The sequence below is a fragment of the Curtobacterium sp. MCPF17_002 genome, from assembly GCF_003234115.2.
In the GTDB taxonomy this organism is placed as follows: Bacteria; Actinomycetota; Actinomycetes; order Actinomycetales; family Microbacteriaceae; genus Curtobacterium.
Genome location: NZ_CP126251.1, coordinates 2,065,640 through 2,089,617, shown reverse-complemented (window position 1 = coordinate 2,089,617; position 23,978 = coordinate 2,065,640). Strand labels below are relative to the sequence as shown.

Here is a 23,978-nt window from a genome sequence, read left to right as displayed (position 1 = left end):
ACGCCGCACCACAGCTGCAACCGAAGGAACGCAATGTCCACTCTGGAAATCCGCGACCTCCAGGTCTCGATCGACACCGATCAGGGCACCAAGGAGATCCTCAAGGGCGTCGACCTCACGATCAACGAGGGCGAGATCCACGCGATCATGGGGCCGAACGGCTCCGGCAAGTCCACGCTCGCCTACACGATCGCCGGTCACCCGCGCTACCACGTCGTGGGCGGCTCGATCACCCTCGACGGTGAGGACGTCCTCGCGATGAGCGTCGACCAGCGTGCCCGTGCCGGCATGTTCCTCGCGATGCAGTACCCGGTCGAGATCCCCGGCGTCACGGTGTCGAACTTCCTCCGCACCGCGAAGACCGCGATCGACGGCGAGGCGCCCGCGCTCCGCAGCTGGGTGAAGGACCTCCGCAAGTCGATGGCCGACCTCAAGATGGACTCGGCCTTCGCCGAGCGCAACGTCAACGAGGGCTTCTCCGGCGGCGAGAAGAAGCGTCACGAGATCATGCAGCTCGAGCTCCTCAAGCCGAAGTTCGCCGTGCTCGACGAGACCGACTCCGGCCTCGACGTCGACGCGCTGAAGATCGTCTCCGAGGGCGTCAACCGTGCCAAGGCGGCAACCGGCCTCGGTGTGCTGCTCATCACGCACTACACGCGCATCCTCCGCTACATCAAGCCGGACTTCGTGCACGTGTTCGTCGCCGGCCGTGTCGCCGAGCAGGGTGGCCCGGAGCTCGCCGAGCGCCTCGAGAACGAGGGCTACGACCGGTACGTGCAGGCCGCAGCGGCGGGCAACTGATGATCGCCGCACTCGCACCGGAGAAGTTCGACGAGGTCGTCGAGGGCCTCAAGGAGGTCCAGGACCCGGAACTCGGCGTGAACATCGTCGACCTCGGGCTCATCTACGACCTCGCCTGGGACGACGAGGCGACCGCGCTCGTGATCAGCATGACGCTGACCAGCGCGGGCTGCCCGCTGACGGACGTCATCGAGGGGGACACCGCGAACGCGCTCGACGGCATCGTCGACGCGTTCCGGATCAACTGGGTCTGGATGCCGCCGTGGGGTCCGGAGCGGATCACCGACGACGGGCGCGAGATGATGCGCGCGCTCGGGTTCTCGATCTAGTCGCGACCACCTCTGACGGGAGGCGCGGTGCCAGCTGGCACCGCGCCTCCCGTCCGTCTGTGCGGACGCCGCGCCGGTGGCGACGCGCGGGGACGTCGGTGCGCGTCTCGCCTCCGAGCGTGCGCGTGGGGACTCGCTGAGATCGCATTCCGGCGGTGTTGCACACGGTCCGCGGGCGCCGAAGTGCGATCTCGGCGGACAACGGGCGGCGGACGGCCAGACACCCGGACACGCCGACACGCAGCAGGGCCCCGCACCGGACGGTGCGGGGCCCTGCTGCGTGTGCCGTGCGTGTCAGCGGCGGCCGACGGCCTTCCACGCCAGCGGGACGATGCCCGCGGCGATGAGCGCCTTCGCGACGCCGCCCACGATGAACGGGTACAGGCCCGCCGCGAGGACCGACTGCAGGTCGTTCGGCGCGCCGAGCTGCCCGAGCACGACGGCCAGGTACGGCAGGCCGGTCACGAACGGGATCGCACTCGCGAGCGTGAACGCCACGGCGGCGCGCCCGACATGGCGGTCCCAGTTGCGACGGGCGAGCCAGCCGACGACGCCCGCGGCCGGGATGAAGCCGATGACGTAGCCGAAGCTCGGCACGGCGAGGGCCTGCAGGCCGCCGGTCATCTCGGCGAAGAACGGCGCACCCGCGAGTCCGGCGACGGCGTAGACGAGCAGCGAGAGCATGCCGCGGCGGGCACCCAGGGTCGCGCCGACGAGCACGACGGCCAGGGTCTGCCCCGTGATCGGCACCGGCCACATCGGGACCTGGACCTGCGCCATGACGGCGGTGAACAGTGCTCCGCCGGCGATCAGGGCGGCATCGGTGGCCAGGCCGTGGGTGCGCAGACGGTCGGCGAGGACTGCGCGGGGAGCGAACCCGGTGGCGTTCGTCATGGATTCTCCTAGAATGGACTGCTGGTCCCGTTTCGAGACCATCGGTCCCGTCAGCGTAGCGGTGCACCTCCCGCACACACCGTTGTGCACATCCACCAACTGATTGGACGTCCTCTGTGCTTGCCGTGCACGAACTCGAGATCCGCGTCGGAGCTCGCCTCCTCATGGAGGACGTGTCCTTCCGTGTCGAGAAGGGCGACAAGATCGGACTCGTCGGCCGCAACGGCGCGGGGAAGACGACGATGACGAAGGCCCTCGCGGGTGAGACCCAGCCGAACGGCGGGACGATCGACCGCGGTGGCGAGATCGGCTACCTGCCGCAGGACCCGCGCTCCGGCGACCCGGAGGAGACCGCGCGGAAGCGCATCCTCGACGCCCGCGGGCTGGGCGAACTCGTGGAGGGCATCCGCCTCGCGACGCTCGACATGGCCCACGAGGACCCGGCCGTCGCCGAGAAGGCGATGCGTCGCTACAGCCGGCTCGACGACCAGTTCAACGCGCTCGGCGGCTACGCGGCCGAGGCCGAGGCGGCGTCCATCGCGTCGAACCTCAAGCTGCCGGACCGCATCCTCGACCAGCAGCTCAAGACGCTCTCCGGTGGGCAGCGTCGACGCATCGAGCTCGCGCGCATCCTGTTCTCGGACGCCGAGACGATGATCCTCGACGAGCCGACGAACCACCTCGACGCCGACTCGGTCGTCTGGCTCCGCGAGCACCTGAAGACCTACCCGGGCGGCGTCATCATCATCTCCCACGACGTGGAGCTCGTCGACGAGGTCGTCAACCGCGTGTTCTACCTCGACGCGAACCGTCAGACCATCGACATCTACAACATGGGCTGGAAGCTGTACCAGCGGCAGCGCGTCGCCGACGAGGAGCGCCGCCGCAAGGAGCGGGCCGGCGCCGAGAAGAAGGCCGCCACGCTCAAGGACCAGGCCGCTCGGTTCGGTGCGAAGGCGTCGAAGGCGGCTGCGGCCCACCAGATGGTCGCGCGCGCCGACAAGCTGCTCGCGGGTCTCGAGGACGAACGCGTCGCCGACCGGGTCGCGAAGATCCGCTTCCCCACCCCGGCCCCGTGCGGCCGCACGCCGCTGATGGCCGAGGGGCTGTCGAAGTCCTACGGGTCGCTCGAGATCTTCGCCGGCGTCGACCTGGCGATCGACCGCGGCTCGCGCGTGGTCATCCTCGGCTTCAACGGTGCCGGCAAGACGACGCTGCTCCGCATCCTGGCGGGAGCCGACCAGCCCGACACCGGCGAGATCCAGCCCGGGCACGGACTGCGCATCGGGTACTACGCGCAGGAGCACGAGAACATCGACATCAACCGCACGGTGATCGAGAACATGGTGTCGGCGTCGACCGACCTCAACGAGACCGAGGCCCGCCGTGTCCTCGGGTCGTTCCTGTTCACCGGCGACGACGGCTACAAGAAGGCCGGCGTGCTCTCCGGCGGTGAGAAGACCCGGCTGTCACTCGCGATGATCGTCGTCTCGGGCGCCAACGTCCTGCTGCTCGACGAGCCGACGAACAACCTGGACCCGGCGTCGCGCGAGGAGATCCTGGGTGCCCTCGCCGGCTTCGAGGGCGCGGTCGTCCTGGTGTCCCACGACGCCGGTGCGGTCGAGGCGCTCAACCCCGAGCGGGTGCTGCTGCTGCCGGACGGCACCGAGGACCACTGGAACAAGGACTACGCGGAGCTCATCGAGCTCGCGTGACGCAGATGGTGCGGTGAGACGGACTGGAGGCACGTGGCGGGTCCGCCACGTGCCTCTAGTCGGTCAAGGGCGCAGCGTCATGGGTCCAGCGTCAGCGGCGCGCCTGGATGAGCTCGTCCTCGATCTCGGCGTCCGTCTTCGGCTTGGCGTCCTTGCGGCGCTGCCGCTCGAGGGCGCGTTCGCGTTCCTCCGGGTCGTCCTGGTTGAGGTTCCGGTACTCCTGCACCATCAGGTACGCGAGGAACCCGAACCCGCCGGCGGCGAACATGAACCACTGGATGAAGTAGCTGAGGTGCAGGCCGGTGTCCGCGGTCGGACGGTCCCAGCCGAGCGGACGCGCCTCGGCCGGCGCCGGCGACTCGGACGCGAGCTGGCCGTAGCCGCCGGTCCAGATCGGCGTGTCGACCTTCTTCGCGACGTCGGACAGCGTGACCGACTGCACCTGGTCGGTGTGGGCGGGGTCGGTACGGCCCGGGATGCGCGGCTCGCTCTGCTGCAGGCGGACGATCGCGGTGACCTCGCCGGACGGCGGCGCGGGCACGTGGTCAGGGGCGTCCTGCGCGTTGCCGGTGGGCACCCAGCCGCGGTCGACGACGAACGCCCGGCCGTCGGCGGTGACGAGCGGCGTGAGGACCTCGAACCCGGGCTGGCCGTTGTGCACGCGGTTGCGGACGAGCAGCTGGTCGTCGACGTCGTAGCGGCCGGTGACCTCGACGCGGAGCCACGTGAGCGACTCGTCCCAGCTCGCGGCCCGGGGGAGCGCCCGGTCGAGCGGGACCGGGGTGTGTTCGTAGTTCAGCGCGACCTGGTCGTTCTGCCGGACGGCCTCGTTCCGGCGGTCCCACTGCCACATGCCGAACAGGGTGCACACGATGGCGAAGGCGACCGCGATGGCGAAGTAGCCGAGCCAGCGCCGGCTCTGCACGAACCGCCAGCCGACGAACGGTTCGTCCGGGTCACGCTCGGGTACACCGGGGTCGTCGGCGGTGCCGCGGGTCCGCGCGCGGTCGGCCGAGGCTGCCCGCTCGAGCTTCTGCGCGTGCCGCCGGCCGTACCGGGAGCCGGGGTCGAACGGGTCCGTCACCGACGCTCACCGGCCGCACGCGCACCGACGTCGTTCTTCGGGGCGTCGGCCGGGTCGCGCTCGTCGTCGAGACGGTCCACGTCCTCGTGCATGCCGGTCACCCGGACGGGGAAGGAGCGGGAGCGCAGGTAGTCGGCGAGGAAGTCGCGGTGCTCTTCGCACGCGGCCCAGATCTTCACGCGGTCGATGGCGTGGATCCGCGGGTTGCGCCAGTTCACGCGCCAGGCCGCCGCCTCGACGCAGCCGGCGCGCGAGCACACGGGAGCGGTGCCCGGCTCGGTGAAGAGGTCGAAGGTGGCGCCCATCAGCGACGACCCCACACCCGGGACCGGTCGCCGTTCCGCTGCCACTCTTCCTGCGCGTGCTGCGCGGCTTCGCGGAGGCGGTCCTGCTCGGCGCGGTAGGCCTCGGCGCGGGCGTCCTCCTGCTGTTCGCGGAGGCGCGGGTCGACGGCGTCGTAGAGCTCGATGGCACCGGCGGGGGAGACGATGTCGCTCTCGGTGTGGTTGCCGGCGTTCGCGATGACCACGGCGACCCAGGGGATCACACCGGCCAGGACGATCGGGATCACGGCGAGCCAGGTGTGCCACACGGACCACACCAACACGGCACCGACGAAACAGATCACACGGAATGCCATCTGCCAGACGTAGCGGGACAGGCGGTGCGCCCGATCCTGCTCCGGTGAGTCCGGGAGGGACGTGATGCTGTTCGTCGTCTTCATCCGATGTTCTTTCCTCTGCCCTGCTCCAGCCTAAGCCCGACCACTGACAGTTGTGGGCAGCACGCGGGGGACAGGTGCGGGTATCGGCTCGGGTACGCTCGTCCGGGCGTGTCCGACCGGCTCCCGGTCCGGCGCGCCGAGCACCCCCACCCCCGAACGGAGCGACCATGAGCACCCCCCGTACCGTCCTCGTCACCGGCGGCAACCGCGGCATCGGCCACGCCCTCGCCGCGCGGTTCGTCGCCGCCGGACACCGCGTCGCCGTGACGTCCCGGAGCGGCCAGGGCGGCCCCGAGGGTGCGCTCACGGTGCAGGCCGACATCACCGACACCGCCTCGGTCGACGCCGCGTTCACGCAGGTCGAGGCGGCGCTCGGCCCGATCGAGGTCCTCGTCGCCAACGCCGGGATCACGAACGACCAGCTCCTGCTCCGGATGTCCGAGGACGACTTCACGAGCGTCATCGACACGAACCTCACCGGCACCTTCCGCGTCGTCAAGCGCGTCACGAAGGGCATGATGAAGGCGAAGTTCGGACGCATCGTGCTCATGTCGAGCGTCGTCGGCGCCTACGGCCAGGTCGGCCAGGTGAACTACGCTTCGTCGAAGGCCGCCCTCGTCGGCATGGCCCGCTCGATCACCCGCGAGCTCGGGTCGCGCGGCATCACCGCCAACGTCGTCGCGCCCGGGTTCATCCAGACCGACATGACGGCGGCCCTGCCCGAGGAGCTCCAGGCGGAGTTCAAGAAGCAGATCCCCGCGGCGCGCTACGGCTCGGTCGACGACGTCGCCGACGCCACGCTGTTCCTCGCCGGGGACGGCGCCGGGTACATCTCGGGTGCGGTCATCCCGGTCGACGGCGGCCTCGGCATGGGTCACTGACCCTGCTGGATCGCTCGCCGCGCGGGCGGCCGGCGCGGCTGGATCGCTCGCCGCGCCGGCGGCCGGCGCGGCTGGATCGCTAGCCGCGGAGGCCGAGCGTCGCGAGCACGCTCGACAGGTCGCGGTCCACGACCGCCACGTCGGCCTGCTCGCGCACCCGCGGCTTTGCGTCGAACGCCACCGACAGCGCCGCGACGCGCATCATCTCGAGGTCGTTCGCCCCGTCGCCGATCGCGACGGTCCTGGTGGTGTCCACGCCGTCCTCGGCGGCCCACTCCCGCAGGGCGACCGCCTTCGCGTGCGCGTCCACCACGTCCCCGAGGACGCGTCCGGTGAGCACGCCGTCGGTCACCTCGAGCCGGTTCGCCCGGCAGTGGTCGAGGCCGAGGCGCGCGGCGAACGGGTCGAGGACCTCGTGGAAGCCCCCCGAGACCACACCCACGGTGCCGCCGGCGGCGTGCACGCCGCGGACGAGTTCGTCAGCGCCGCGCGTCACACGGACCGCGTCCTGTGCACGACGGAAGACGTCGGCCTGGAGGCCCGCCAGGGTTCCGACACGCTCCCGGAGGCTCGCCGCGAAGTCGATCTCCCCGCGCATTGCGCGCTCCGTGATCGCGGCGACCTGTGGCCGGGTCCCGGCGGTGTCCGCCAGCAGTTCGATGACCTCGTCCTCGAGGAGCGTGGAATCGGCATCGAGGACGACGAGGAAGCGGGGCACGGACCAACGGTACCGACTGACGGAGGCGCGGCGCGTCGTGTGACGTGCGCCGCGCCTCCAGGCAGACCTGGTGGTCCGCGTCTCGTCTACGCGTCGACGCGGACGCCCTTGCCGACCACGGTGATGCCGGACTCGGTGACGGTGAAACCGCGTGCCTCGTCCGCCTCGCGGTCGACGCCCACCTGCGCGCCGGGGGCGATGACGACGTCCTTGTCGAGGATCGCGCGGTTCACGATCGCACCGGCGCCGATCGACGCCCGTTCGAACACGATCGAGTCGAGCACCTTCGCGCCCGAGTCGATGCCGCACCACGGCCCGATCATGCTGCGCTCGACCTGCGCACCGGAGACGAGGCAGCCGAGCGACACGAGGGAGTCGACGGTCGACCCGGTGTTGCCGTTGGCGTCCCGCACGAACTTCGCCGGGGGCAGGTTCGTCTGCTGGTTGAAGATCGGCCAGTCCCGGTTGTACAGGTTGAAGACCGGCACGGGGGCGATGAGGTCCATGTGGGCGTCGTAGAACGAGTCGATCGTCCCCACGTCGCGCCAGTAGTACCGGTCGCGCTCGTTCGAGCCGGGCACGTCGTTGCGCTTGAGGTCGTACACGCCGGCGTCGCCGCGGTTCACGAAGTCCGGGACGATGTCGCCGCCCATGTCGTGGTCCGACGTCTCGATCTGACCGTCGCGGAGCACCGCGTCGACGAGGGCGTCGGCGTTGAAGACGTAGTTGCCCATCGAGGCGAGGATCTCGCCGGGGGAGTCGGCCAGCCCGACGGCGTCCTTCGGCTTCTCGAGGAAGGCCTCGATCTTCGTCGGGTCGTCGGCGGCCACCTGGATGACGCCGAACTGGTCGGCGAGTCCGATCGGCTGACGGATCGCTGCGACCGTGGCACTGCGACCGGACGCGATGTGCGCCTCGACCATCTGGTGGAAGTCCATCCGGTACACGTGGTCCGCGCCGACCACGACGACGATGTCGGGTCGTTCGTCACGGAGCAGGTTGAGCGACTGCAGGATCGCGTCGGCCGAGCCGGCGAACCAGCGCTTGCCGAGTCGCTGCTGCGCCGGCACCGATGCGACGTACGAGCCGAGGAGGCCCTCCATGCGCCAGGTCTCCGCGACGTGGCGGTCCAGGCTGTGCGACTTGTACTGCGTCAGGACGACGATCTTCTGCAGCCCGGAGTTCACCAGGTTCGAGAGCGCGAAGTCGATGAGTCGGAAGTTCCCGCCGAACGGGACTGCGGGCTTCGCGCGGTCGGCCGTGAGCGGCATGAGCCGTTTTCCCTCGCCTCCGGCGAGCACGATGCCGAATACCTTCTTTGGTGCCATGCCGCTCACAGTAGGCGTCAGCACTGGGAACCGGTTACGTTGAACGCGTGCGAGTCGATCTGCTGACCAGGGAGTATCCGCCGGAGGTCTACGGCGGTGCGGGTGTCCACGTGGCCGAACTGACCGCGGCGCTGCGGTCCGGAACGGACACCGAAGTACGTGTCCGCGCCTTCGGGGCGTTCCGCGACGAGGCCGACGTGTGGGCCTACCGCACGCCCGACGGCCTCGAGCAGGCGAACGGCGCACTGCAGGCGCTCGGCACCGACGTCGCGATCGCCGCGGACGTCGAGGGCGCCGACGTCGTGCACTCGCACACCTGGTACGCGAACTCCGCGGGCCGGATCGCGCAGCTGACCTACGGCATCCCGCACGTCGTCACCGCCCACAGCCTCGAGCCGCTCCGCCCGTGGAAGGCCGAGCAGCTCGGCGGCGGGTACCGCCTGTCGAGCTGGATGGAGCGCGAGGCGTTCGAGCAGGCCGACGGCGTCATCGCGGTGTCGAAGGCCATGCGTGCCGACATCCTCCGCTCGTACCCGTCGATCGACCCCGCGAAGGTCCACGTCGTCTACAACGGCATCGACATCGAGGAGTGGAAGCCGACCGTCGACGAGGACGCCGTGCGCGCGCTCGGGATCGACCCGTCGAAGCGCTCCGTCGTGTTCGTCGGCCGCATCACCCGGCAGAAGGGCCTGCCCTACCTGCTCCGTGCCGTGGCGTCGCTCCCCGAGGACGTCCAGATCGTGCTCTGCGCCGGTGCCCCGGACACACCGGAGATCATGGCCGAGGTCACCGGCCTCGTCGAGTCGCTCCGCGAACAGCGCGAGGGCGTCGTCTGGATCGACCGGATGCTCTCCCACCAGGAGATCGTGAACGTGCTGTCGTCGGGCACCGTGTTCGTGTGCCCCTCGATCTACGAGCCGCTCGGCATCGTCAACCTCGAGGCCATGGCATGTGGCATCCCCGTGGTCGGCACCGGCACCGGCGGCATCCCCGAGGTCGTCGCCGACGGGCTCACCGGCCGCATCGTCCCGATCGACCAGGCGCAGGACGGCACCGGCACGCCGACCGACCCCGACCGCTACGTGGCCGACCTCGCCGCGACCCTCGAGGAGGTCCTCGCCGACGAGGGGCTCGCGAAGCTCATGGGCCGCGCCGGGCGCCTCCGCGTCGAGACCGAGTTCACCTGGGACGCGATCGCCCAGCGGACACGGCAGGTCTACGACGAGGTGCTCGGCCGGAACCCGTAGGCTTGACGCATGCCCTCGGTCGTGCGCTTGTCAGACGTCTCCGTGGTCCGCAACGGGGCCACCATCCTCGACGAGATCTCGTGGGAGGTGCAGGACGACGAACGCTGGGTCGTGCTCGGGGCCAACGGTGCCGGCAAGACCACGCTGCTGCAGGTCGCCGGTGCGCAGACCTTCCCCACCTCGGGTGAGGTCGAGGTCCTCGGCACCGAGCTCGGCGGCGCCGACCTGTTCGAGCTCCGGCCCCGGATCGGCTTCGCGTCGACCGCGCTCGCCCGCCGGATCCCGGTGACCGAGAAGGTCATCGACGTCGTGCTCACCGCGGCGTACTCGGTGACCGGCCGCTGGAACGAGGAGTACGAGGAGCTCGACGTCCGTCGTGCCCAGCGTGTGCTCGACGAGTGGGGCCTCGGCGCCTTCACGGACCGCACCTTCGGCGAGCTGAGCGACGGCGAGCAGAAGCGCGTCCAGATCGCCCGCGCCGTGATGACCGACCCGGAGATCCTGTTCCTCGACGAACCGGCCGCGTCGCTCGACCTCGGCGCACGCGAGAGCCTCGTCCGGACCCTCAGCGGCTACGCGCAGAGCGAGGACTCGCCGGCGATCGTCATCGTCACCCACCACGTCGAGGAGATCCCCGCGGGGTTCACCCACGCGCTGGTGCTCGCCGAGGGGCACGTGCAGGCCGCCGGCCCGATCGACGAGGTCCTCACCGCCGAGACGCTCACCACCGCGTTCGGCGTCGAACTGACCGTGACGAAGGACGCCGGCCGGTACACCGCGCGCGCGGCCTGACCCGCACGCGCTCCCCTTCCCGTGTCGGCTCCCGCGGGGGCCTGCCGTCTGGTAACGTAGACGGCTGGCGCAAGCCGACGACTTCCGGCGCAATCGCGCCTTCCATCACCGCTATCCGAGGAATCTCCATGAAGACCGACACCCACCCCGAGTACCGCGCCATCGTCTTCCGCGACCTGGCTTCCGGTGAGACGTTCCTGACGCGTTCGACCGCGAACAGCGACAAGACCATCGAGCTCGACGGTGCGACCTACCCGGTCATCGACGTCGAGATCTCCTCCGCGTCGCACCCGTTCTACACGGGCAAGCAGCGCATCCTCGACTCGGCCGGTCGCGTCGAGAAGTTCAACCAGCGCTTCAAGAGCTTCGGCAAGTAAGCAGCCGACACTCCGCGTTCCGCCGAGACGGGCGGTCCTCCTCCGGGAGGGCCGCCCGTTTCGTCGTGCCGCGGTCCCGTCAGGGCGTCGGCGAGGCGCTTCGCGCAACCGAAGTGCGTCCGAACCACGGCGACGCACGGTTCGGGAGGACTTCGGTTGTGCGCGGTGCGCGGTGCGCGGTGCGCGGTGCGCGGTGCGCGGTGGCGGGCGCGGTGCGCGGCGGCGGGGCGGCTGCGGGGCGGCTGCGGGCAGCGGCCGGCGGGGCGAGGGCGCGCTGGGGGCGCGTCAGCGATGGCACCCTCGTGCGGACGTTGCACCCCGGTGTGACGGGGCGCGATGTTCGTGCGGGGGTGCGACCTGGCGTCGACACGCCGGCGCGGGGCGCGGGCAGGCGCGGGCGCGGGCGCGGGCACCCGTCCGGGCGCGGGCGGCGCGGGCGCGGGCGGGCGCGCACGACCGGCACACGGCGGGGGCGCGGGCGGCGCGGGCGCGGGCTCGGGTAGGCGTGGGCGCGGGCAGGCAGGCGTGGGCGTGGGTGCGACCTGGCGCGGGCGGGCGCGGGTGCGGGCGCGCGGCGCGTCAGCCGTCGTTGCGGTGGGGCCAGCGACCGTCGGCGGTGAAGGACGGGTCGCGCTGCTTCCGCATGTAGTCCTGGAACGAGACGGCCTGGTCGGCGCACCAGCCGACCTGCTTGCGGTGGAGCTCCTCGGCGGAGACACCGAGTTCTTCGGGGTACTTCACCGCGATGGCCTGCGCGACACGCCCGGCAGCGATGGCGTCGGCCGCAGCGTCGTGCGCGTCCGACAGGGTCACGCCGTAGGTCTCCGACGCTGCCTCGAGCGTGCGCTTGCCTTTGCGGTAGGTGTCGAGCGCCTTGTCGATCACGAGCGGGTCGACGACGTTGCCGATGACCGGGGAGGCGATGCCGTGTCGCTTCGCCTCGCGGTCGAGGACCGTCAGGTCGTACGGGGCGTTGTAGATCACGAGCGGGATGCCCCGGGCGAACACCGCTTCGACCGCGGCGATGATCTCGGCGACGACCTCGCCCGCGGGACGACCGTCGGCGCGGGCACGCTCGGTGGTGATGCCGTGGACGGCGGCGGCGCCCTCGGGGATCTCCACGCCGGGGTCGGCCAGCCAGGCCCCCTCGACGATGGAACGCCCTGTCATGTCGATGAGGCCGACGTGCGCCGTGACGATCCGTGCGGTCTCGACGTCGACACCGGTGGTCTCGAGGTCGAACACGCCGAGCGCGTGCCACCAGGGGCGTCCGGCGAGGTCCTGCGCCGGCGTGGGCGTGTCGAGCTGTGCTGTCGGGTCCAGCTGCGCTGTGGAGAACGTCACGCGGTCAGGCTAACGGGACGCACCGACATGACCGGCGCGACCCGCCTGCCGGGGTCGAGCCGCGCCTCCAGGCCGTCAGACGCACCGACACCACCGACGTGACCCGACCTGCGGGGTCGGGCCGCGCCTCCAGGCCGCGCCGCCCAGTCGTCAGCCGACCGGAGCGCCCACGTGCAGCCAGTAGAACGACTGCGTGCCCATGGTGAGCGTCACGTTGCCCTCGTCGTCGAACGACGGGAAGGACCCGCCGCCGAACAGGTCGTACAGCGGCCGCCCGGCGAACTCCGGCGCCGAGACGGTGACCGACGTCGGGTTCGTGGCGAACGAGAAGACGCAGAGGACGTCCTCGGCGGAGGGGCCGAACTGCTGCCCGGAACCCTCCCACGAGCGGACGAACGCCAGGACCGAGTCGTTCGTGGTCTCCTGCACCTGCAGCGTCCCGAGGCCGAACACCGGGTGGGCCTTCCGCACGTGGATGACGTTCCGGACCCAGTGCAGCAGGGACCGCGACTGGGCGAGCTGCGCCTCGACGTTGACCTGCGCGTAGTTGTACACGAGGGACTGCACGACGGGCAGGTACAGCTTCCCCGGGTCGGCGGTGGAGAAGCCGGCGTTCCGGTCCGGCGTCCACTGCATCGGCGTGCGGGAGGAGTCGCGGTCCGGGAGCCAGATGTTGTCGCCCATCCCGATCTCGTCCCCGTAGTAGAGGAACGGCGAACCGGGCAGCGAGAACAGCAGCGCGTGGATGAGCTCGAGCTCGGCGCGCGAGTTGTCGAGCAGGGGTGCGAGGCGACGGCGGATACCGATGTTCGAGCGCATCCGCGGGTCGTACCCGTACCAGCCGTACATGGCCTGCCGGTACTCCTCGCTGACCATCTCGAGCGTGAGCTCGTCGTGATTCCGGAGGAAGACGCCCCACGCCGCGCTGGCGGGCACGTCGAGGGTCTCGGAGAGGATCGCCTTCAGCTCGGCGGCGTGCTGGGCCCGGAGCGAGTAGAAGATGCGGGGCATCACCGGGAAGTCGAACGCCATGTGGCACTCGGGCTCCTCGTCGGTGCCGAAGAACGCGGCGGTCTCGCGCGGCCACTGGTTCGCCTCGGCGAGGAGGACGCGCCCGGGGTACTCGTCGTCGACCATCGCGCGCATCTTCTTGATGAACTCATGCGTCTCCGGCTCGCCCTCACCGTTGCCGTCCTCGGACTCGAACAGGTACGGGATCGCGTCGAGCCGGAGGCCGTCCACGCCGAGGTCGAGCCAGTGCCGGACGACGTCGTACACGGCCTCGACCACGGCCGGGTTCTCGAAGTTGAGGTCGGGCTGGTGCGAGAAGAAGCGGTGGAAGAAGAACTGCCGACGGACCGGGTCGAAGGTCCAGTTCGACTCCTCGGTGTCGACGAAGATGATGCGGATGTTCGGGTAGTCCTCGTCGGTGTCCCGCCACACGTAGAAGTCGCCGTACGGGCCGTCCGGGTCCTCGCGGGACTGCTGGAACCACTCGTGCTGGTCGCTCGTGTGGTTGATCACCATGTCGATCACGATGCGCATGTTGCGCTCGTGCGACTTCGTCACGAGTTCGCGGAAGTCGTCGAGCGTGCCGAACTCCGGCAGGATCGCGCGGTAGTCGGCGATGTCGTACCCGCCGTCGCGCATCGGCGACTTGAAGAACGGCGGCAGCCAGAGTGCGTCGACGCCGAGCCACTGCAGGTAGTCGAGCTTCCCGATGACGCCCTGCAGGTCACCGATCCCGTCGCCGTTGGAGTCCACGAACGAGCGGATCATGCACTCGTAGAAGACCGAGCGCTTGTACCACTGCGGGTCCAGTGTCAGGCCTGGGAGCTGGATCGGGGCGGTGAACGTCACCCTGGACACGCTAGGCCGCCGCGGGTCCGGTTGTCCGCAGAAAGACCGGACAGGACGACGGACTGGAGGCGCGGCTCGCCCTCCACAGGCGGGTCACCGCTGGGAGTCATCCACGATTCGCCGTGGGGCGACGCGGACACGTCCGCCTGCGTTCGTAGACTGACCGGGATGCAACCGCCCGTGCTCTCCCCGTACCAGTCGCTGATGGCCGCCACCCCGGTCGTGCACCGCTCCGTGCAGGTCGACGGCCGCACGACCCACTACTGGGTCTACGGCCCGGAAGACGCCGACCGCACCGTGCTCGCCGTGCACGGGTTCCGCGGTGACCACCACGGCCTCGAGACGATCGCCGCGCACCTGCAGGGCGTCCGGGTGATCGTGCCCGACCTGCCCGGCTTCGGCGTGTCGGATCCGCTTCCGGTGTCCGACATCGACCCGTACGTCGGGTGGCTGACCGGTTTCCACGCGGCGCTCGGACTCGGGCGCGACACCGTCGTCCTCGGCCACTCGTTCGGCTCGATCGTCGTCGCCGCCACCGTCGCAGCAGGCCTCGACACGCGGCTGCTCGTCCTGGTGAACCCGATCGCCGCCCCCGCGCTGCAGGGCCCCCGTGCCGTCGGGACCGGCATCGCGATCGGCTACTACCGCGCCGGGGCCGTGCTGCCGAAGCCGGTCGGGCTCGGGCTGCTCCGGAACCCCGCGATCGTCCGGGTGATGAGCATCGCGATGCTCAAGTCGCACGACCGTGACCTCCGGCGCTGGGTGCACGACCAGCACGACCGGTACTTCTCGGCGTTCGCGAACCGGAACAGCGTGCTCGAGGCGTTCCGCACCTCGGTCTCGCACGACGTGTCCGAGTACGCCGACCGGATCACGGTGCCGGTGCTCATGATCGCCGCCGAACACGACGACATCACCGCGGTCCCCGAGCAGCAGGCGCTGGCCGCGCGGCTGCGCGACGCCGAACTCGTCGTGATCCCGCGGGTGGGGCACCTCGTGCACTACGAGACACCGGACGTGGCGGCCGAGGCGGTGCTGCGCCGGATGTCGGACGCGACCGGGCGCCCGAAGCAGGACAAGCGGGCCAAGGCGAGCCGCGCCTCCAGGCAGTCGACGGCGACCACCGACGGAGCCGGGTCGTGACGCGCCTGCGCATCGGCATCGACTGCCGCTACGTCCGCATCGGACGCCACGACGGCATCAGCCGGTTCACCGCAGGTGTCGTCGCGCACCTGCCGGACCGGCACGACTACACGCTGCTCGTGCACGACGAACGGCAGCTCGAGTCGCTGCCCGCGGGGCTGCCGTGGGAGCGCATCCCCGCACCGACCGAGGCGGGGGAGCCGCTCGTCGCGCGGAAGGTGAACCGGCTCGGGCTCGACGCCGTGTTCTCGCCGATGCAGACGATGGGGTCACGCGGCCGTGACTACGCCCTCGTGCTCACCCTGCACGACCTCATCTACTACCGGAACCGGACGCCTCCGCGGGAGTTCTCGTGGCCGATCCGGCTCGGCTGGCGCGCGTTCCACCTCAGCTGGGCGCCGCAGCGGCTGCTGTTGAACGGTGCCGACGGCATCGTGACCGTGTCCGAGACGACCGCGGGGCTGATCGCGGCGCACCGGCTCACGAAGCGGCCGGTGACGGTCGCGTACAACGCCGCCGATCCGGCCTCGCCCCGGGCGGTCGGTGGTGGGCGGGAGAAGACCCTCGTGTACATGGGGTCGTTCATGCCGTACAAGAACGTGGAGACGCTGGCGGCGGCGCTCCCGCTGCTCGGTGCCGACTGGACGCTGCACTGCATGTCGCGGGTCTCGGACGCGGACCGCGCGCGACTGAACGCGCTCGCGCCGGCCGGTTCGATCGTGTTCCACGACGGCGCCACCGACGACGAGTACCTGTCGGTGCTGCGATCCGCCACGGCGCTCGCCACCGCCTCCCACGACGAGGGCTTCGGCATCCCCCTGGTCGAGGCGATGGGCGTCGGCACGCCGGTCGTCGTCAGCGACATCCCGATCTTCCGCGAGATCGGCGGCGCGGCCGCCGAGTACTTCGACCCGTCGTCACCGTCCGCCGTCGCTGCCGCGGTGCGCCGCCTGGAGGCGCGGTGGGACGCCGCCTCGGAGGCCTCGGTCGCGCGGGCGGCCCGGTTCCGGTGGGACGACTCGGCCGAGCAGGTCGTGCGTGCGGTCGAGCGGGCGGTCGCGGGGCGCGTGACGCGCTGACGCGCGTGCGGCGCGCTGTGGTCGGGCGGCCGAGTCTCGGCTGGGCGGACATTTCGCGCCCCGTTCAGTCGCAAAAGTGTCCGCGGGGCCGAGTCTCGGGGCGCGCCGGTGCCAGCGGCGGGGCGGCGGCGCGTGGCGGCGTTCCGGAGTTTTGCGCGGAGCGACACTTCGCGGGCGGCGCGCCGCGTGAGGTGTCGGTGAGCGCGAAACGGCGGCGGGGCCCGCCGGCTGGGCGCGGCGCGGGGCCCCGCGGGGCGCGGGCGGCCGAGTCTCGGCTGGGCGGACATTACGCGCCCCGTTTAGTCGCGAAAGTGTCCGCGGGGCCGAGTCTCGGGGCGCCGGCGGCGGTGCGTGGCGGGCGTCCCGGAGTTTTTCGCTGGGCGACACTTCGCGGGCGGCGCGCCGCGTGAGGTGTCGGTGAGCGCGAAACGTTGGCGCGGCGGGGGCGGCGCCGCGGGCGCGGGCGGCCGAGTCTCGGCTGGGCGGACATTACGCGCCCCGTTCGGTCGCGAAAGTGTCCGCGGGGCCGAGTCTCGGGGCGCGCCGGTGCCGGCGGCGGGGCTGCGGTGCGGGGCGGGCGTTCCGGAGTCTTGCGCTGAGCGACACTTCGCGGGCGGGGCGCCGCGTGAGGTGTCGGTGGGCGCGAAACGGTGGTCGGGCGGCGCGGCGCGGCGGGGCGGCGGGCGCGCCCGCGCGTCAGGACGCCGGCTCGGCGGACTCCACCGTCGCGCCGGGGAACACGGCGTGGGCCTCCTGCGTGGCCTTCGCCACGATGGCGCCGAGGGCGTTCCCGGTGCCGCGCGTCTCGACGGTGATCGTCTGCGCCGCCGGGTCGTCCGAGGGTGCGTCATCGCTCCAGGAGCAGCGCACGCCCGACACCCCGCCGATCGCATCGAGCTGCCGTGCGAGCGCCAGGCGCTTGCCGGTGGCTTCACCGTCGCCGGAGACGCCGACCTCGAGCGCGCCGAGGTCCGCGACCGCGAACACCCGCACCCCGTTGCCGCTGGCGTCGTCCGCGGCGTCGCTGAGGGCGTCCACGACGGCGGTACGCTCGGCCTCGGACAGGGTGGGCGACACCGCGACGGTGGACTCGACGTCGTAGCTCGCGAACGAGGTCTTCGTGGGCTCGCCGTCCCGCACGCGTTGGACGCCCTCGACGGCGCCCGCGACGGAACTGAACCGTTCGGCCGCGGCCTGCGGGCGGGGGAACACCCCGCCGACGCCGTTCTGCACGCTGCCGATGATGGTGACGAGCACAACGGCGATGACCCCGACGGTCACGATGACCCCGACGCCGATCACGGCGCTACGGCCGACGCGCTGTCGCGTCGTCCGGGCGGTGACCGAGGCGGTGTCGGGCCCGAACGCACGGTCGAGGTCGTCCGCCTCGGTGGACTGTGTCCAGCCTTGCCGGGCCCCACCGGAGCCGGGTTCGTCGACGGTCATGTCAGCCCCCTCACGCGCACGGGTCTGCGAGTGCCTCGGAGCCTAGTACGACGGGTCCGACAACGGTGCGACGCCGGCCGCGCCGCGACCACGGCGCGCTAGCTGCGACGCTCGAGCGGGTTCTGGTACTCGAAGGCGTACCGGCCCGGGCCGTCGGAGACGTCGTCGATGGGGTCGTCGAACCGGACGAGCTCGGCGTGGAAGCGTTCGGGGTCCCAGCGGAACGAGTGCACGGACCCGTTCCGGATCGGGGTGTGCTGTCGGTCGGCGGTGCCCGGTGCCGCGGCGTTCACGATGCTGCGGATCACGGCTCCGTGCGTGGCGACGACCACGGACCCGGCGTCGTAGCGCACCGCGATCTCACCGAGGGTCTCGGTCACCCGGGCGAGCAGCGCGCTCCGGGACTCGCGCCCCGGGATGTCGTCGTGCGGGTACCGCTCGAGGACCTCGTCGTTGGTGAGCCCCTCGGCGTCGCCGTACGAGCGCTCCGCGAGCCCCGCGTACGTCGCAGGGGCACCGAGTCCGAGGTGGGCGGCGATGATCGACCCCGTCTCGAACGCCCTGGACAGGGGCGAGGCCACGACCGCGTCGAAGCGCCGGCGTTCCAGCAGCACCGCCGTGGACGCAGCCTGTCGGCGGCCGGTGTCGTTGAGCGGGATGTCCGTCGAGCCCTGGATGCGTCGCTGCGCGTTCCAGTCGGTCTCGCCGTGCCGGACCAGGTAGAGGAGCGTCGTCACCGCTCGATCATCGCAGACGGGTCGAGCCTGGCTGCCAGGGCCTCGAGCGTCTCGGTCGTACCGGCGTCGAGCTTCACCGCCGCACGACGGTCGCTCCGGGTCTCGCCGCGGTTCACGATGACGACGGGGTGCTTGCGCCGGGTGGCGTGGTCGACCAGCCGGACGCCGGAGTTCACGGTGAGCGAGGAGCCGACGACGAGGAGCGCCTCGGCCTCGGCGACGATGGAGACGGCCTCGCGGAACTTCTCGGCCGGCACGAACTCGCCGAAGAACACCACGTCGGGCTTCAGCACACCGCCGCACACCGAGCAGTCCGGCACCCGGAAGCGTTCGACGTCGGTGATCTCGACGTCGCCGTCGGGCTGGAGCTGCACGGAACCGGGTTCGTCGATCCAGGGGTTCTCGCGGTCGAGCACCGTCGCGAGGTCGGCGCGGGAGAACACCTGCCCGCAGGTGAGGCACACCGCGCGGTCCATCGAGCCGTGGACCTCGACGACCCGCCGAGAACCGGCGCGGAGGTGCAGTCCGTCGACGTTCTGCGTGATGACCCCGGTGACGATGCCGTCACGTTCGAGTCCGGCGAGCGCACGGTGGCCGGCGTTCGGTCGGGCGGAGGCGAAGGTGCGCCAGCCGAGGTGCGAGCCGGCCCAGTACCGCTGGCGCTTCGCCGGATCGGCGCGGAACTCCTGGAACGTCATCGGTTTCCGGACCACCCGGCCGGCGCCGCGGTAGTCGGGGATGCCGGAGTCGGTGCTGAGGCCGGCGCCGGAGAGCACGGCGATCCGCTTGCCGGCGAGCAGCTCGACCGCACGGTCCAGGTCGGCAGCGGCCGATGCGGCCGATCCCGCCGACGCGGCCGCGGCCGACGCGGCCGACGCAGACGCGGCCGCGGCCGACGCGACCGATCCGGCGGCGTCCGCGGTGCTGGGCTGTTCGCTCGTGGCCATCGTGTTCACGGTACCCTCAACAGCCGACCGACCCAGTCACTTCCCAGCACGCACCACACCGAAACGAGCCCCGTGCACGCCGTCCGCATCGACTCCCTCGACGACCCCCGCCTCGACGACTTCGCCCGGCTGACGGACGTCGCACTCCGTCGGGTGAGCGAGCCCGAGGGCGGCCTGTACATCGCGGAGTCGAACACCGTCATCGAGCGGGCGATCCGGGCCGGGCACACCCCGCGGAGCGTGCTCGTGCAGGAGAAGTGGCTCGACAGCGTCCTGCCGCTCGTCGCCGAGCACGACGGCCCGGTGTTCGTCGGTCCCGACGCCCTGCTCGAGGAGCTCACCGGCTTCCGCATGCACCGCGGTGCGCTGGCGGCGGTGCAGCGTCCGGAGCTGCCGGACGTGGCCGACGTGGTGCGGGACGCGAAGCTCGTCGTCGTGCTCGAGGACATCGTCGACCACACGAACGTCGGCGCGGTGTTCCGGAGCGTCGCCGGGCTCGGTGCGGACGCCGTCCTGGTGAGTCCGCGCTGCGCGGACCCGCTCTACCGCCGCAGCGTCCGGGTCAGCATGGGCACCGTCCTGCAGGTCCCGTGGACGCGCATCGGCGACTGGCCGGCCGCCGGCGAGGAACTCCGCGCGCAGGGCTTCCACCTCGCGGCGATGGCGCTCACCGACCGCTCGATCGACCTCGAGACGTTCGTCGCGGACGTCCCGGAGAAGGTCGCGCTGGTGATGGGCACCGAGGGGCAGGGACTCACCGACGCGGCCGTGGCCGCCGCGGACACGACGGTCCGCATCCCGATGGCGCACGGCGTCGACTCGCTCAACGTGGCCGCGGCGAGCGCCGTGGGTCTGTGGGCGGTCGCCCACGCGCAGCGCTCGCGTTAGTCCGCTGCGGCTGCCGGGAGGCGCGGCTCGGCTCCGTCGCGCAGCGCTCGTCCCGCGGTGCGCACGATGGTGCGGTCCGTTCCCGGTGACCCGACGAGGCAGATGCCGACGGGGGCGCCGTCGACGGTGAGGACGGGAGCGCTGACGGCGGGGAGGCCTCCGACGCTCGCGAGGCTCGTCATCGCCGTGGTCGCGGTGCGGGTGCGTTCGAGCGTGGCGGTGTCGGCACGCAGTGACGGTGCCGGTCCCGGCGCGGTCGGGAACAGCAGGACGCGGCCCCGGACGGCGTTCCGGATCGCGGCGCGCAGGGCACCGAGTCGGGCGACGGCCTCCGCGACCTGCTCGGGTGGGTTCGCGGCCGCGGCGGCGAACCGGTCGCCGACGACGGCGCTGAGCGCTCCCGGGTGCGCGGCGATCCACGGGCCGTGGGCGGCGGTCGCCTCGGCGGCCTGCACGAGGCGCATCGTCTCGCGGAGTTCCTCGAGCGGCGGGATGCCGAGCTCGGCGAGCGTGACCTCGTCGACGCCGACCTCGCCGATGCTGTCTCCGATGCGGTCGCGGAACGCGCGCTGCACGGCCGGTTCGGCGGCGTCCACCAGGTCCGTGACGATGGTGAGCACTCCCGGGTCGGGGGTCCCCGTCGTCGCCAGGCCGGGCAGCGAGGCGTCGAGCGCGAGCAGGAGGAGCTCGGGGTCGCGCGTGAGCCAGCCGACGGTGTCGAACGAGGGCGCGAGCGGCAGCAGGCCCTCGCGGGACACCGCACCGTGCGTTGTCCGGAGGCCCCAGAGCCCCTGGTACGAGGCGGGGATCCGCACCGATCCCGCGGTGTCCGTGCCGAGTCCGATGTCGGCCATCCCGAGGCAGACGGCCGATGCGGAGCCGCTGGACGAGCCTCCAGGCAGTGCCGTCGGGACCATCCCGTTGGGCGGGGTGCCGTGGTGGTCGTTCCGTCCTGTCAGGTTGTAGGCGAACTCGTCGGTGCGCGCGATCCCGCGGACCGACGCGCCCTGGTCGAGGAGCGCGGCGACGGCCGCGGCCGGGGCTGACTGCGGGGCGGACTCGAGCAGGTACGTGGGGTTGCCGGCGCCGACGGGGTGGCCGGGGACGGCGTAGAGGTCCTTCACCGCGACGGTCCTGCCGTCGAGCGTGCCGCTGCCGGTCGCGGCGACCAGCGGGTCGCCGACCGCACGCCAGATCGTGGTGTCGAACGCCTTCGGACGGCCGGTGACCTGGGCCGCCTCGATGCGCCACGTGTCGTCGGTGCGGCGCCAGAGCTGGGTCTGCAGCCCGTTCCCGCCCGCGGCGAAGGCGGACACCGAGACGACGAGGGCGAGGTCGTCGGTGAGGGGCCGGACCTCGACCCGCGTGCGGCGACGGGCGGGGACGCCGCCGCGGGCGCCGCGGAAGGCGCTGATCGCGTCGTGGCCGACGAGCAGGCCGCGATCGTCGCCGCGCATCGTGTCCGGGGACCTGACGAAGGCGTCGTCGAGGGTGTCGAGGTCGTTCGCCATCAGGGCTGCCTCGTAGGCGTCGAGGGCGGCGAGGAGCCCGTCGGGTGCGTGCTCGCCAGTCGGTTCGGCGGTCATCGTGCTCCCTCGAAGTCGGCCTTGCGGATGCGGGCGTGGGCGCCGGTCACGAGGTCGACCACCTGCGAGATGTTGAAGTCGGTGGCGGCGCTGAGGTAGGCGTACGCCAGGTGCGGTTCCATGCCGTAGCGCGCGCCGAGGATCGCGACGGCGTGCCGGACGCAGGCGCGGACGGCCTCGTCGAGGTCCGGGTCGAGGCCGGTCGGCACGAGGAAGTCGTGCGTCTCGACGAGTGGCCAGACGAGGTCCCCGAAACGGTCGGCCGCGTCGGTCGCCGTGGTGAGGTCGAACCGGATGGTCGCGCGGAGCGACGCCTCCATCGCGGTGAGCGCCACCTCGCCGTCGCCCTGCGCGAAGTGCGGGTCACCGACGGTCGCGAGGGCTCCCGGCACGAGGACCGGCAGGTGCAGCTGCGCGCCGACCTGCAGGAGGTTCACGTCGAGGTTGCCACCGTGGCGTCCGGGCGGGACCGAGTGCAGGCGTTCGCCCGGGGTCGCGACGCCCATGATCCCGAGGAACGGGGTGAGCGGGAAGCGGGCGAACCGGCGCCGGGCCGCGGTGAGGGGGATCCGGCCCCACTCGCCGTCGTCGTCGGTGACCACGTCGGCGAAGACGCTCACGGTGCGGCCGTCGACGGGGTACTCGCCGTGCAGGGCGCCGCGGCCGTGACGGTTCGACACCACGCCGTATGGCACCCGGGGGAGCGTCTCCACCACGGTCATGGTGAGGACGTCGCCCGGCTCGGCACCCTCGACGGCGATCGGACCGGAGACGACGTGCGGGCCGTCGTGCTCGGGGTCGCGGCGGCCGGACCGGGCGATCGCGACGGCGTCCTCGAGGACGGACTCGGGGGCGACGCCGTGCCGCGCGAAGAACGTCAGCGGGTCGCTGCCCTGGTCGGGGAGGATGCCCTCGTGGCTGACGGTGTCGATCGTCACCTCGGTGCCCGCCGGCACGGTGAGCGCCGGTCGGTCGTCACCGTTCGGGAGCCGGCCCCACGCGACCCGTTCGGCGTCGACGGGCAGGTAGTGGGCGGCGCGGATGGGTCCGACGCCGGGTTGCAGGATCTCGCTCACGGGTGCTGTTTCCTTCCGTCCGGGTGGTGCTTGTCCTCGACGAGGTGACGGTTGCTCTCGACCAGGTGTGCCACGTCGGCCAGGTGGTCGGCCATCGCGCGGCGGGCGTCCGCTTCGTCGTGGCGACCGATCGCGTCGTGGATCCGTCGGTGCCACTCGAACGACGAACGGCGCCCCTCGCTCGTGCAGTGCGACTCCGCCCGGACGTCCCGCACCCAGCCGCTGCTGACCTCGCACAGCGACACGAACAGCGGGTTGCCGGAAGCGCGGGCCACCTGCACGTGGAAGGCGACGTCCTGCTCGAGCGACTCGGCGGGGCTGAGGCCCGCATGCGTCGACGCGAGGACGCGCTCGAGCTGTACGAGGTCCGACTCGTCGGCACGGAGCGCGGCGAGCCCGGCGATCTGCGGTTCGACGAGCGCGCGGAACTCCGACACGTGCTCGGTCTCGATCGTGGTCTCGATCGGGTCGTGTGCGAACCGGTCGAGCATCTCGGCGGCCTCGGCCGAGCGGGGCAGCACGACGGTGCCGCGGCCGGGGGTGCGCGAGACGAGCCGGCGGCGTTCGAGCTCCTGCAGGGCCTCGCGGATGGTCGTCCGTGAGACGGCGAGGTCCTCGGCGAGCGTGCGCTCGGGCGGCAGCTTGTCGCCGGGTGCCAGGTCCTCGAGCACCAGGCGTGCGAGGTGTGCGGCGGTCGTCGCGCCCAGGGTGCGCCCCCGGTGGAGGCTCTGTCCGCGTTCCATGAGCAGAACGATAGGGGGCGTTGGTCCGTTTGGTTCATTGGTACGACCATCTTTTACACGGCCGTCACATGGCGGGTGCGGGGCGGGCGTCGGTGGTGGCGGTGGCGGTGGCGGTGGCGTCGGTGGCGCTGGCGCCGCGCCGAGCCCGAACGACAAGGCCGACGTCGTACGACAACGACGAAGTCGCTCCTTGCACACGCAACGATCGACACCGCACCGGTCGATCGACGAGTGGAACG

24 protein-coding genes are annotated in these 23,978 nt (G+C 71.8%); 10 read left to right on the top strand and 14 right to left on the bottom strand.

The features are described from left to right. Positions 1–33 precede the first annotated feature (33 nt). Positions 34–801: a Fe-S cluster assembly ATPase SufC gene (gene sufC, locus DEJ28_RS09825; RefSeq protein WP_111114626.1), complete on the top strand. Its 768-nt coding sequence runs from the start codon at positions 34–36 to the stop codon at positions 799–801. Next, the gene (locus DEJ28_RS09820) at positions 801–1,130 is read left to right on the top strand and encodes a metal-sulfur cluster assembly factor (protein ID WP_111114625.1); all 330 of its coding nucleotides are present in this window, start codon (positions 801–803) and stop codon (positions 1,128–1,130) included. The genes sufC and DEJ28_RS09820 overlap by 1 nt, the downstream gene beginning before the upstream one ends. Before the next feature lie 294 nt (positions 1,131–1,424). Here the strand turns inward: DEJ28_RS09820 and DEJ28_RS09815 are convergent, their stop codons facing one another. Next, complete coding sequence (locus DEJ28_RS09815; protein WP_111114624.1) at positions 1,425–2,024, bottom strand: biotin transporter BioY; 600 nt, start codon at positions 2,022–2,024, stop codon at positions 1,425–1,427. Between the two features lie 116 nt (positions 2,025–2,140). On the opposite strand from DEJ28_RS09815, the gene DEJ28_RS09810 reads away from it, so the two are divergent. Then, positions 2,141–3,739, top strand: a complete 1,599-nt coding sequence (locus DEJ28_RS09810; RefSeq protein ID WP_111114623.1) for an ABC-F family ATP-binding cassette domain-containing protein — start codon at positions 2,141–2,143, stop codon at positions 3,737–3,739. Between the two features lie 91 nt (positions 3,740–3,830). Here the strand turns inward: DEJ28_RS09810 and DEJ28_RS09805 are convergent, their stop codons facing one another. The 3 genes from DEJ28_RS09805 to DEJ28_RS09795 are packed head-to-tail and all read right to left on the bottom strand — an operon-like array spanning position 3,831 to position 5,547. Continuing rightward, positions 3,831–4,823, bottom strand: a complete 993-nt coding sequence (locus DEJ28_RS09805) for an SURF1 family cytochrome oxidase biogenesis protein (protein ID WP_111114622.1) — start codon at positions 4,821–4,823, stop codon at positions 3,831–3,833. Then, on the bottom strand, positions 4,820–5,128 hold the full coding sequence (locus DEJ28_RS09800; RefSeq protein WP_502866923.1) for a hypothetical protein: 309 nt from the start codon (positions 5,126–5,128) through the stop codon (positions 4,820–4,822). Before DEJ28_RS09800 ends, DEJ28_RS09805 begins: the two co-directional genes overlap by 4 nt. Further along, a complete protein-coding gene (locus DEJ28_RS09795; RefSeq protein WP_111114621.1) occupies positions 5,128–5,547 on the bottom strand; it encodes a DUF3099 domain-containing protein in 420 nt (139 codons plus the stop codon). Before DEJ28_RS09795 ends, DEJ28_RS09800 begins: the two co-directional genes overlap by 1 nt. 167 nt (positions 5,548–5,714) lie before the next feature. Here DEJ28_RS09795 and fabG point away from each other — a divergent pair, with 167 nt between their 5' ends. Further along, positions 5,715–6,428 (top strand): 3-oxoacyl-ACP reductase FabG, encoded by a 714-nt coding sequence (gene fabG / locus DEJ28_RS09790; RefSeq protein ID WP_111114620.1) that lies wholly within the window; start codon positions 5,715–5,717, stop codon positions 6,426–6,428. A gap of 79 nt (positions 6,429–6,507) precedes the next feature. On the opposite strand, the gene serB is transcribed toward fabG, so the two are convergent. Then, positions 6,508–7,146 carry a phosphoserine phosphatase SerB gene (gene serB / locus DEJ28_RS09785; RefSeq protein ID WP_111114619.1) on the bottom strand — a complete coding sequence of 213 codons (639 nt, stop codon included), beginning with the start codon at positions 7,144–7,146 and terminating at the stop codon, positions 6,508–6,510. A gap of 86 nt (positions 7,147–7,232) precedes the next feature. Beyond that, a complete protein-coding gene (locus DEJ28_RS09780) occupies positions 7,233–8,474 on the bottom strand; it encodes a glucose-1-phosphate adenylyltransferase (protein WP_111114618.1) in 1,242 nt (413 codons plus the stop codon). Positions 8,475–8,521: 47 nt separating this feature from the next. Between DEJ28_RS09780 and glgA the strand changes: the two genes are divergently transcribed. The 3 genes from glgA to DEJ28_RS09765 all read left to right on the top strand — a co-directional run bounded on the left by glgA (position 8,522) and on the right by DEJ28_RS09765 (position 10,890). Beyond that, on the top strand, positions 8,522–9,721 hold the full coding sequence (gene glgA, locus DEJ28_RS09775) for a glycogen synthase (protein ID WP_111114617.1): 1,200 nt from the start codon (positions 8,522–8,524) through the stop codon (positions 9,719–9,721). Between the two features lie 9 nt (positions 9,722–9,730). Beyond that, positions 9,731–10,513 (top strand): ABC transporter ATP-binding protein, encoded by a 783-nt coding sequence (locus tag DEJ28_RS09770; protein ID WP_111114616.1) that lies wholly within the window; start codon positions 9,731–9,733, stop codon positions 10,511–10,513. Positions 10,514–10,641: 128 nt separating this feature from the next. Beyond that, the gene (locus tag DEJ28_RS09765) at positions 10,642–10,890 is read left to right on the top strand and encodes a type B 50S ribosomal protein L31 (protein ID WP_111114615.1); all 249 of its coding nucleotides are present in this window, start codon (positions 10,642–10,644) and stop codon (positions 10,888–10,890) included. 579 nt (positions 10,891–11,469) lie between these two features. On the opposite strand, the gene DEJ28_RS09760 is transcribed toward DEJ28_RS09765, so the two are convergent. After that, on the bottom strand, positions 11,470–12,213 hold the full coding sequence (locus DEJ28_RS09760; RefSeq protein WP_111116502.1) for a 3'-5' exonuclease: 744 nt from the start codon (positions 12,211–12,213) through the stop codon (positions 11,470–11,472). A gap of 171 nt (positions 12,214–12,384) precedes the next feature. Continuing rightward, positions 12,385–14,094: a maltose alpha-D-glucosyltransferase gene (gene treS, locus DEJ28_RS09755; RefSeq protein WP_111116425.1), complete on the bottom strand. Its 1,710-nt coding sequence runs from the start codon at positions 14,092–14,094 to the stop codon at positions 12,385–12,387. Between the two features lie 168 nt (positions 14,095–14,262). On the opposite strand from treS, the gene DEJ28_RS09750 reads away from it, so the two are divergent. Beyond that, a complete protein-coding gene (locus DEJ28_RS09750; RefSeq protein ID WP_111116426.1) occupies positions 14,263–15,237 on the top strand; it encodes an alpha/beta fold hydrolase in 975 nt (324 codons plus the stop codon). 5 nt (positions 15,238–15,242) lie between these two features. After that, complete coding sequence (locus tag DEJ28_RS09745; RefSeq protein ID WP_111116503.1) at positions 15,243–16,316, top strand: glycosyltransferase family 4 protein; 1,074 nt, start codon at positions 15,243–15,245, stop codon at positions 16,314–16,316. Positions 16,317–17,012: 696 nt separating this feature from the next. Here the strand turns inward: DEJ28_RS09745 and DEJ28_RS09740 are convergent. The 3 genes from DEJ28_RS09740 to DEJ28_RS09730 form a co-directional block, all read right to left on the bottom strand. After that, positions 17,013–17,762 carry a hypothetical protein gene (locus DEJ28_RS09740; protein WP_111116427.1) on the bottom strand — a complete coding sequence of 250 codons (750 nt, stop codon included), beginning with the start codon at positions 17,760–17,762 and terminating at the stop codon, positions 17,013–17,015. A 98-nt stretch (positions 17,763–17,860) separates the two neighbouring features. Beyond that, positions 17,861–18,499, bottom strand: coding sequence for a histidine phosphatase family protein (locus DEJ28_RS09735; RefSeq protein ID WP_111116428.1), 639 nt, complete (start codon positions 18,497–18,499; stop codon positions 17,861–17,863). Beyond that, entirely contained in the window at positions 18,496–19,446 is a 951-nt protein-coding gene (locus DEJ28_RS09730) for a Sir2 family NAD-dependent protein deacetylase (RefSeq protein ID WP_111116429.1), read from the bottom strand. Before DEJ28_RS09730 ends, DEJ28_RS09735 begins: the two co-directional genes overlap by 4 nt. 72 nt (positions 19,447–19,518) lie before the next feature. Here DEJ28_RS09730 and DEJ28_RS09725 point away from each other — a divergent pair, with 72 nt between their 5' ends. Further along, on the top strand, positions 19,519–20,334 hold the full coding sequence (locus DEJ28_RS09725; RefSeq protein ID WP_111116430.1) for a TrmH family RNA methyltransferase: 816 nt from the start codon (positions 19,519–19,521) through the stop codon (positions 20,332–20,334). Here DEJ28_RS09725 and DEJ28_RS09720 read toward each other — a convergent pair. From DEJ28_RS09720 to DEJ28_RS09710, 3 genes are read right to left on the bottom strand one after another with little or no spacing between them, the layout of a single operon-like run. Beyond that, entirely contained in the window at positions 20,331–21,920 is a 1,590-nt protein-coding gene (locus tag DEJ28_RS09720; protein WP_111116431.1) for an AtzH-like domain-containing protein, read from the bottom strand. The two genes, DEJ28_RS09725 and DEJ28_RS09720, sit on opposite strands and share 4 nt — an antisense overlap. Further along, positions 21,917–22,996, bottom strand: coding sequence for an acetamidase/formamidase family protein (locus tag DEJ28_RS09715; RefSeq protein ID WP_111116432.1), 1,080 nt, complete (start codon positions 22,994–22,996; stop codon positions 21,917–21,919). The genes DEJ28_RS09720 and DEJ28_RS09715 overlap by 4 nt, the downstream gene beginning before the upstream one ends. Continuing rightward, on the bottom strand, positions 22,993–23,739 hold the full coding sequence (locus tag DEJ28_RS09710; protein ID WP_111116433.1) for a FadR/GntR family transcriptional regulator: 747 nt from the start codon (positions 23,737–23,739) through the stop codon (positions 22,993–22,995). Before DEJ28_RS09710 ends, DEJ28_RS09715 begins: the two co-directional genes overlap by 4 nt. Positions 23,740–23,978 lie beyond the last annotated feature (239 nt).

Bases quoted from the DNA above. Each gene is read 5' to 3' on its own strand.
- sufC (WP_111114626.1), top strand. From the start codon at position 34: ATGTCCACTCTGGAAATCCGCGACCTCCAGGTCTCGATCGACACCGAT.
- DEJ28_RS09820 (WP_111114625.1), top strand. From the start codon at position 801: ATGATCGCCGCACTCGCACCGGAGAAGTTCGACGAGGTCGTCGAGGGC.
- DEJ28_RS09815 (WP_111114624.1), bottom strand. From the start codon at position 2,024: ATGACGAACGCCACCGGGTTCGCTCCCCGCGCAGTCCTCGCCGACCGT.
- DEJ28_RS09800 (WP_502866923.1), bottom strand. From the start codon at position 5,128: ATGGGCGCCACCTTCGACCTCTTCACCGAGCCGGGCACCGCTCCCGTG.
- DEJ28_RS09795 (WP_111114621.1), bottom strand. From the start codon at position 5,547: ATGAAGACGACGAACAGCATCACGTCCCTCCCGGACTCACCGGAGCAG.
- fabG (WP_111114620.1), top strand. From the start codon at position 5,715: ATGAGCACCCCCCGTACCGTCCTCGTCACCGGCGGCAACCGCGGCATC.
- DEJ28_RS09780 (WP_111114618.1), bottom strand. From the start codon at position 8,474: ATGGCACCAAAGAAGGTATTCGGCATCGTGCTCGCCGGAGGCGAGGGA.
- DEJ28_RS09770 (WP_111114616.1), top strand. From the start codon at position 9,731: ATGCCCTCGGTCGTGCGCTTGTCAGACGTCTCCGTGGTCCGCAACGGG.
- DEJ28_RS09765 (WP_111114615.1), top strand. From the start codon at position 10,642: ATGAAGACCGACACCCACCCCGAGTACCGCGCCATCGTCTTCCGCGAC.
- DEJ28_RS09750 (WP_111116426.1), top strand. From the start codon at position 14,263: ATGCAACCGCCCGTGCTCTCCCCGTACCAGTCGCTGATGGCCGCCACC.
- DEJ28_RS09740 (WP_111116427.1), bottom strand. From the start codon at position 17,762: ATGACCGTCGACGAACCCGGCTCCGGTGGGGCCCGGCAAGGCTGGACA.
- DEJ28_RS09730 (WP_111116429.1), bottom strand. From the start codon at position 19,446: ATGGCCACGAGCGAACAGCCCAGCACCGCGGACGCCGCCGGATCGGTC.
- DEJ28_RS09720 (WP_111116431.1), bottom strand. From the start codon at position 21,920: ATGACCGCCGAACCGACTGGCGAGCACGCACCCGACGGGCTCCTCGCC.
- DEJ28_RS09710 (WP_111116433.1), bottom strand. From the start codon at position 23,739: ATGGAACGCGGACAGAGCCTCCACCGGGGGCGCACCCTGGGCGCGACG.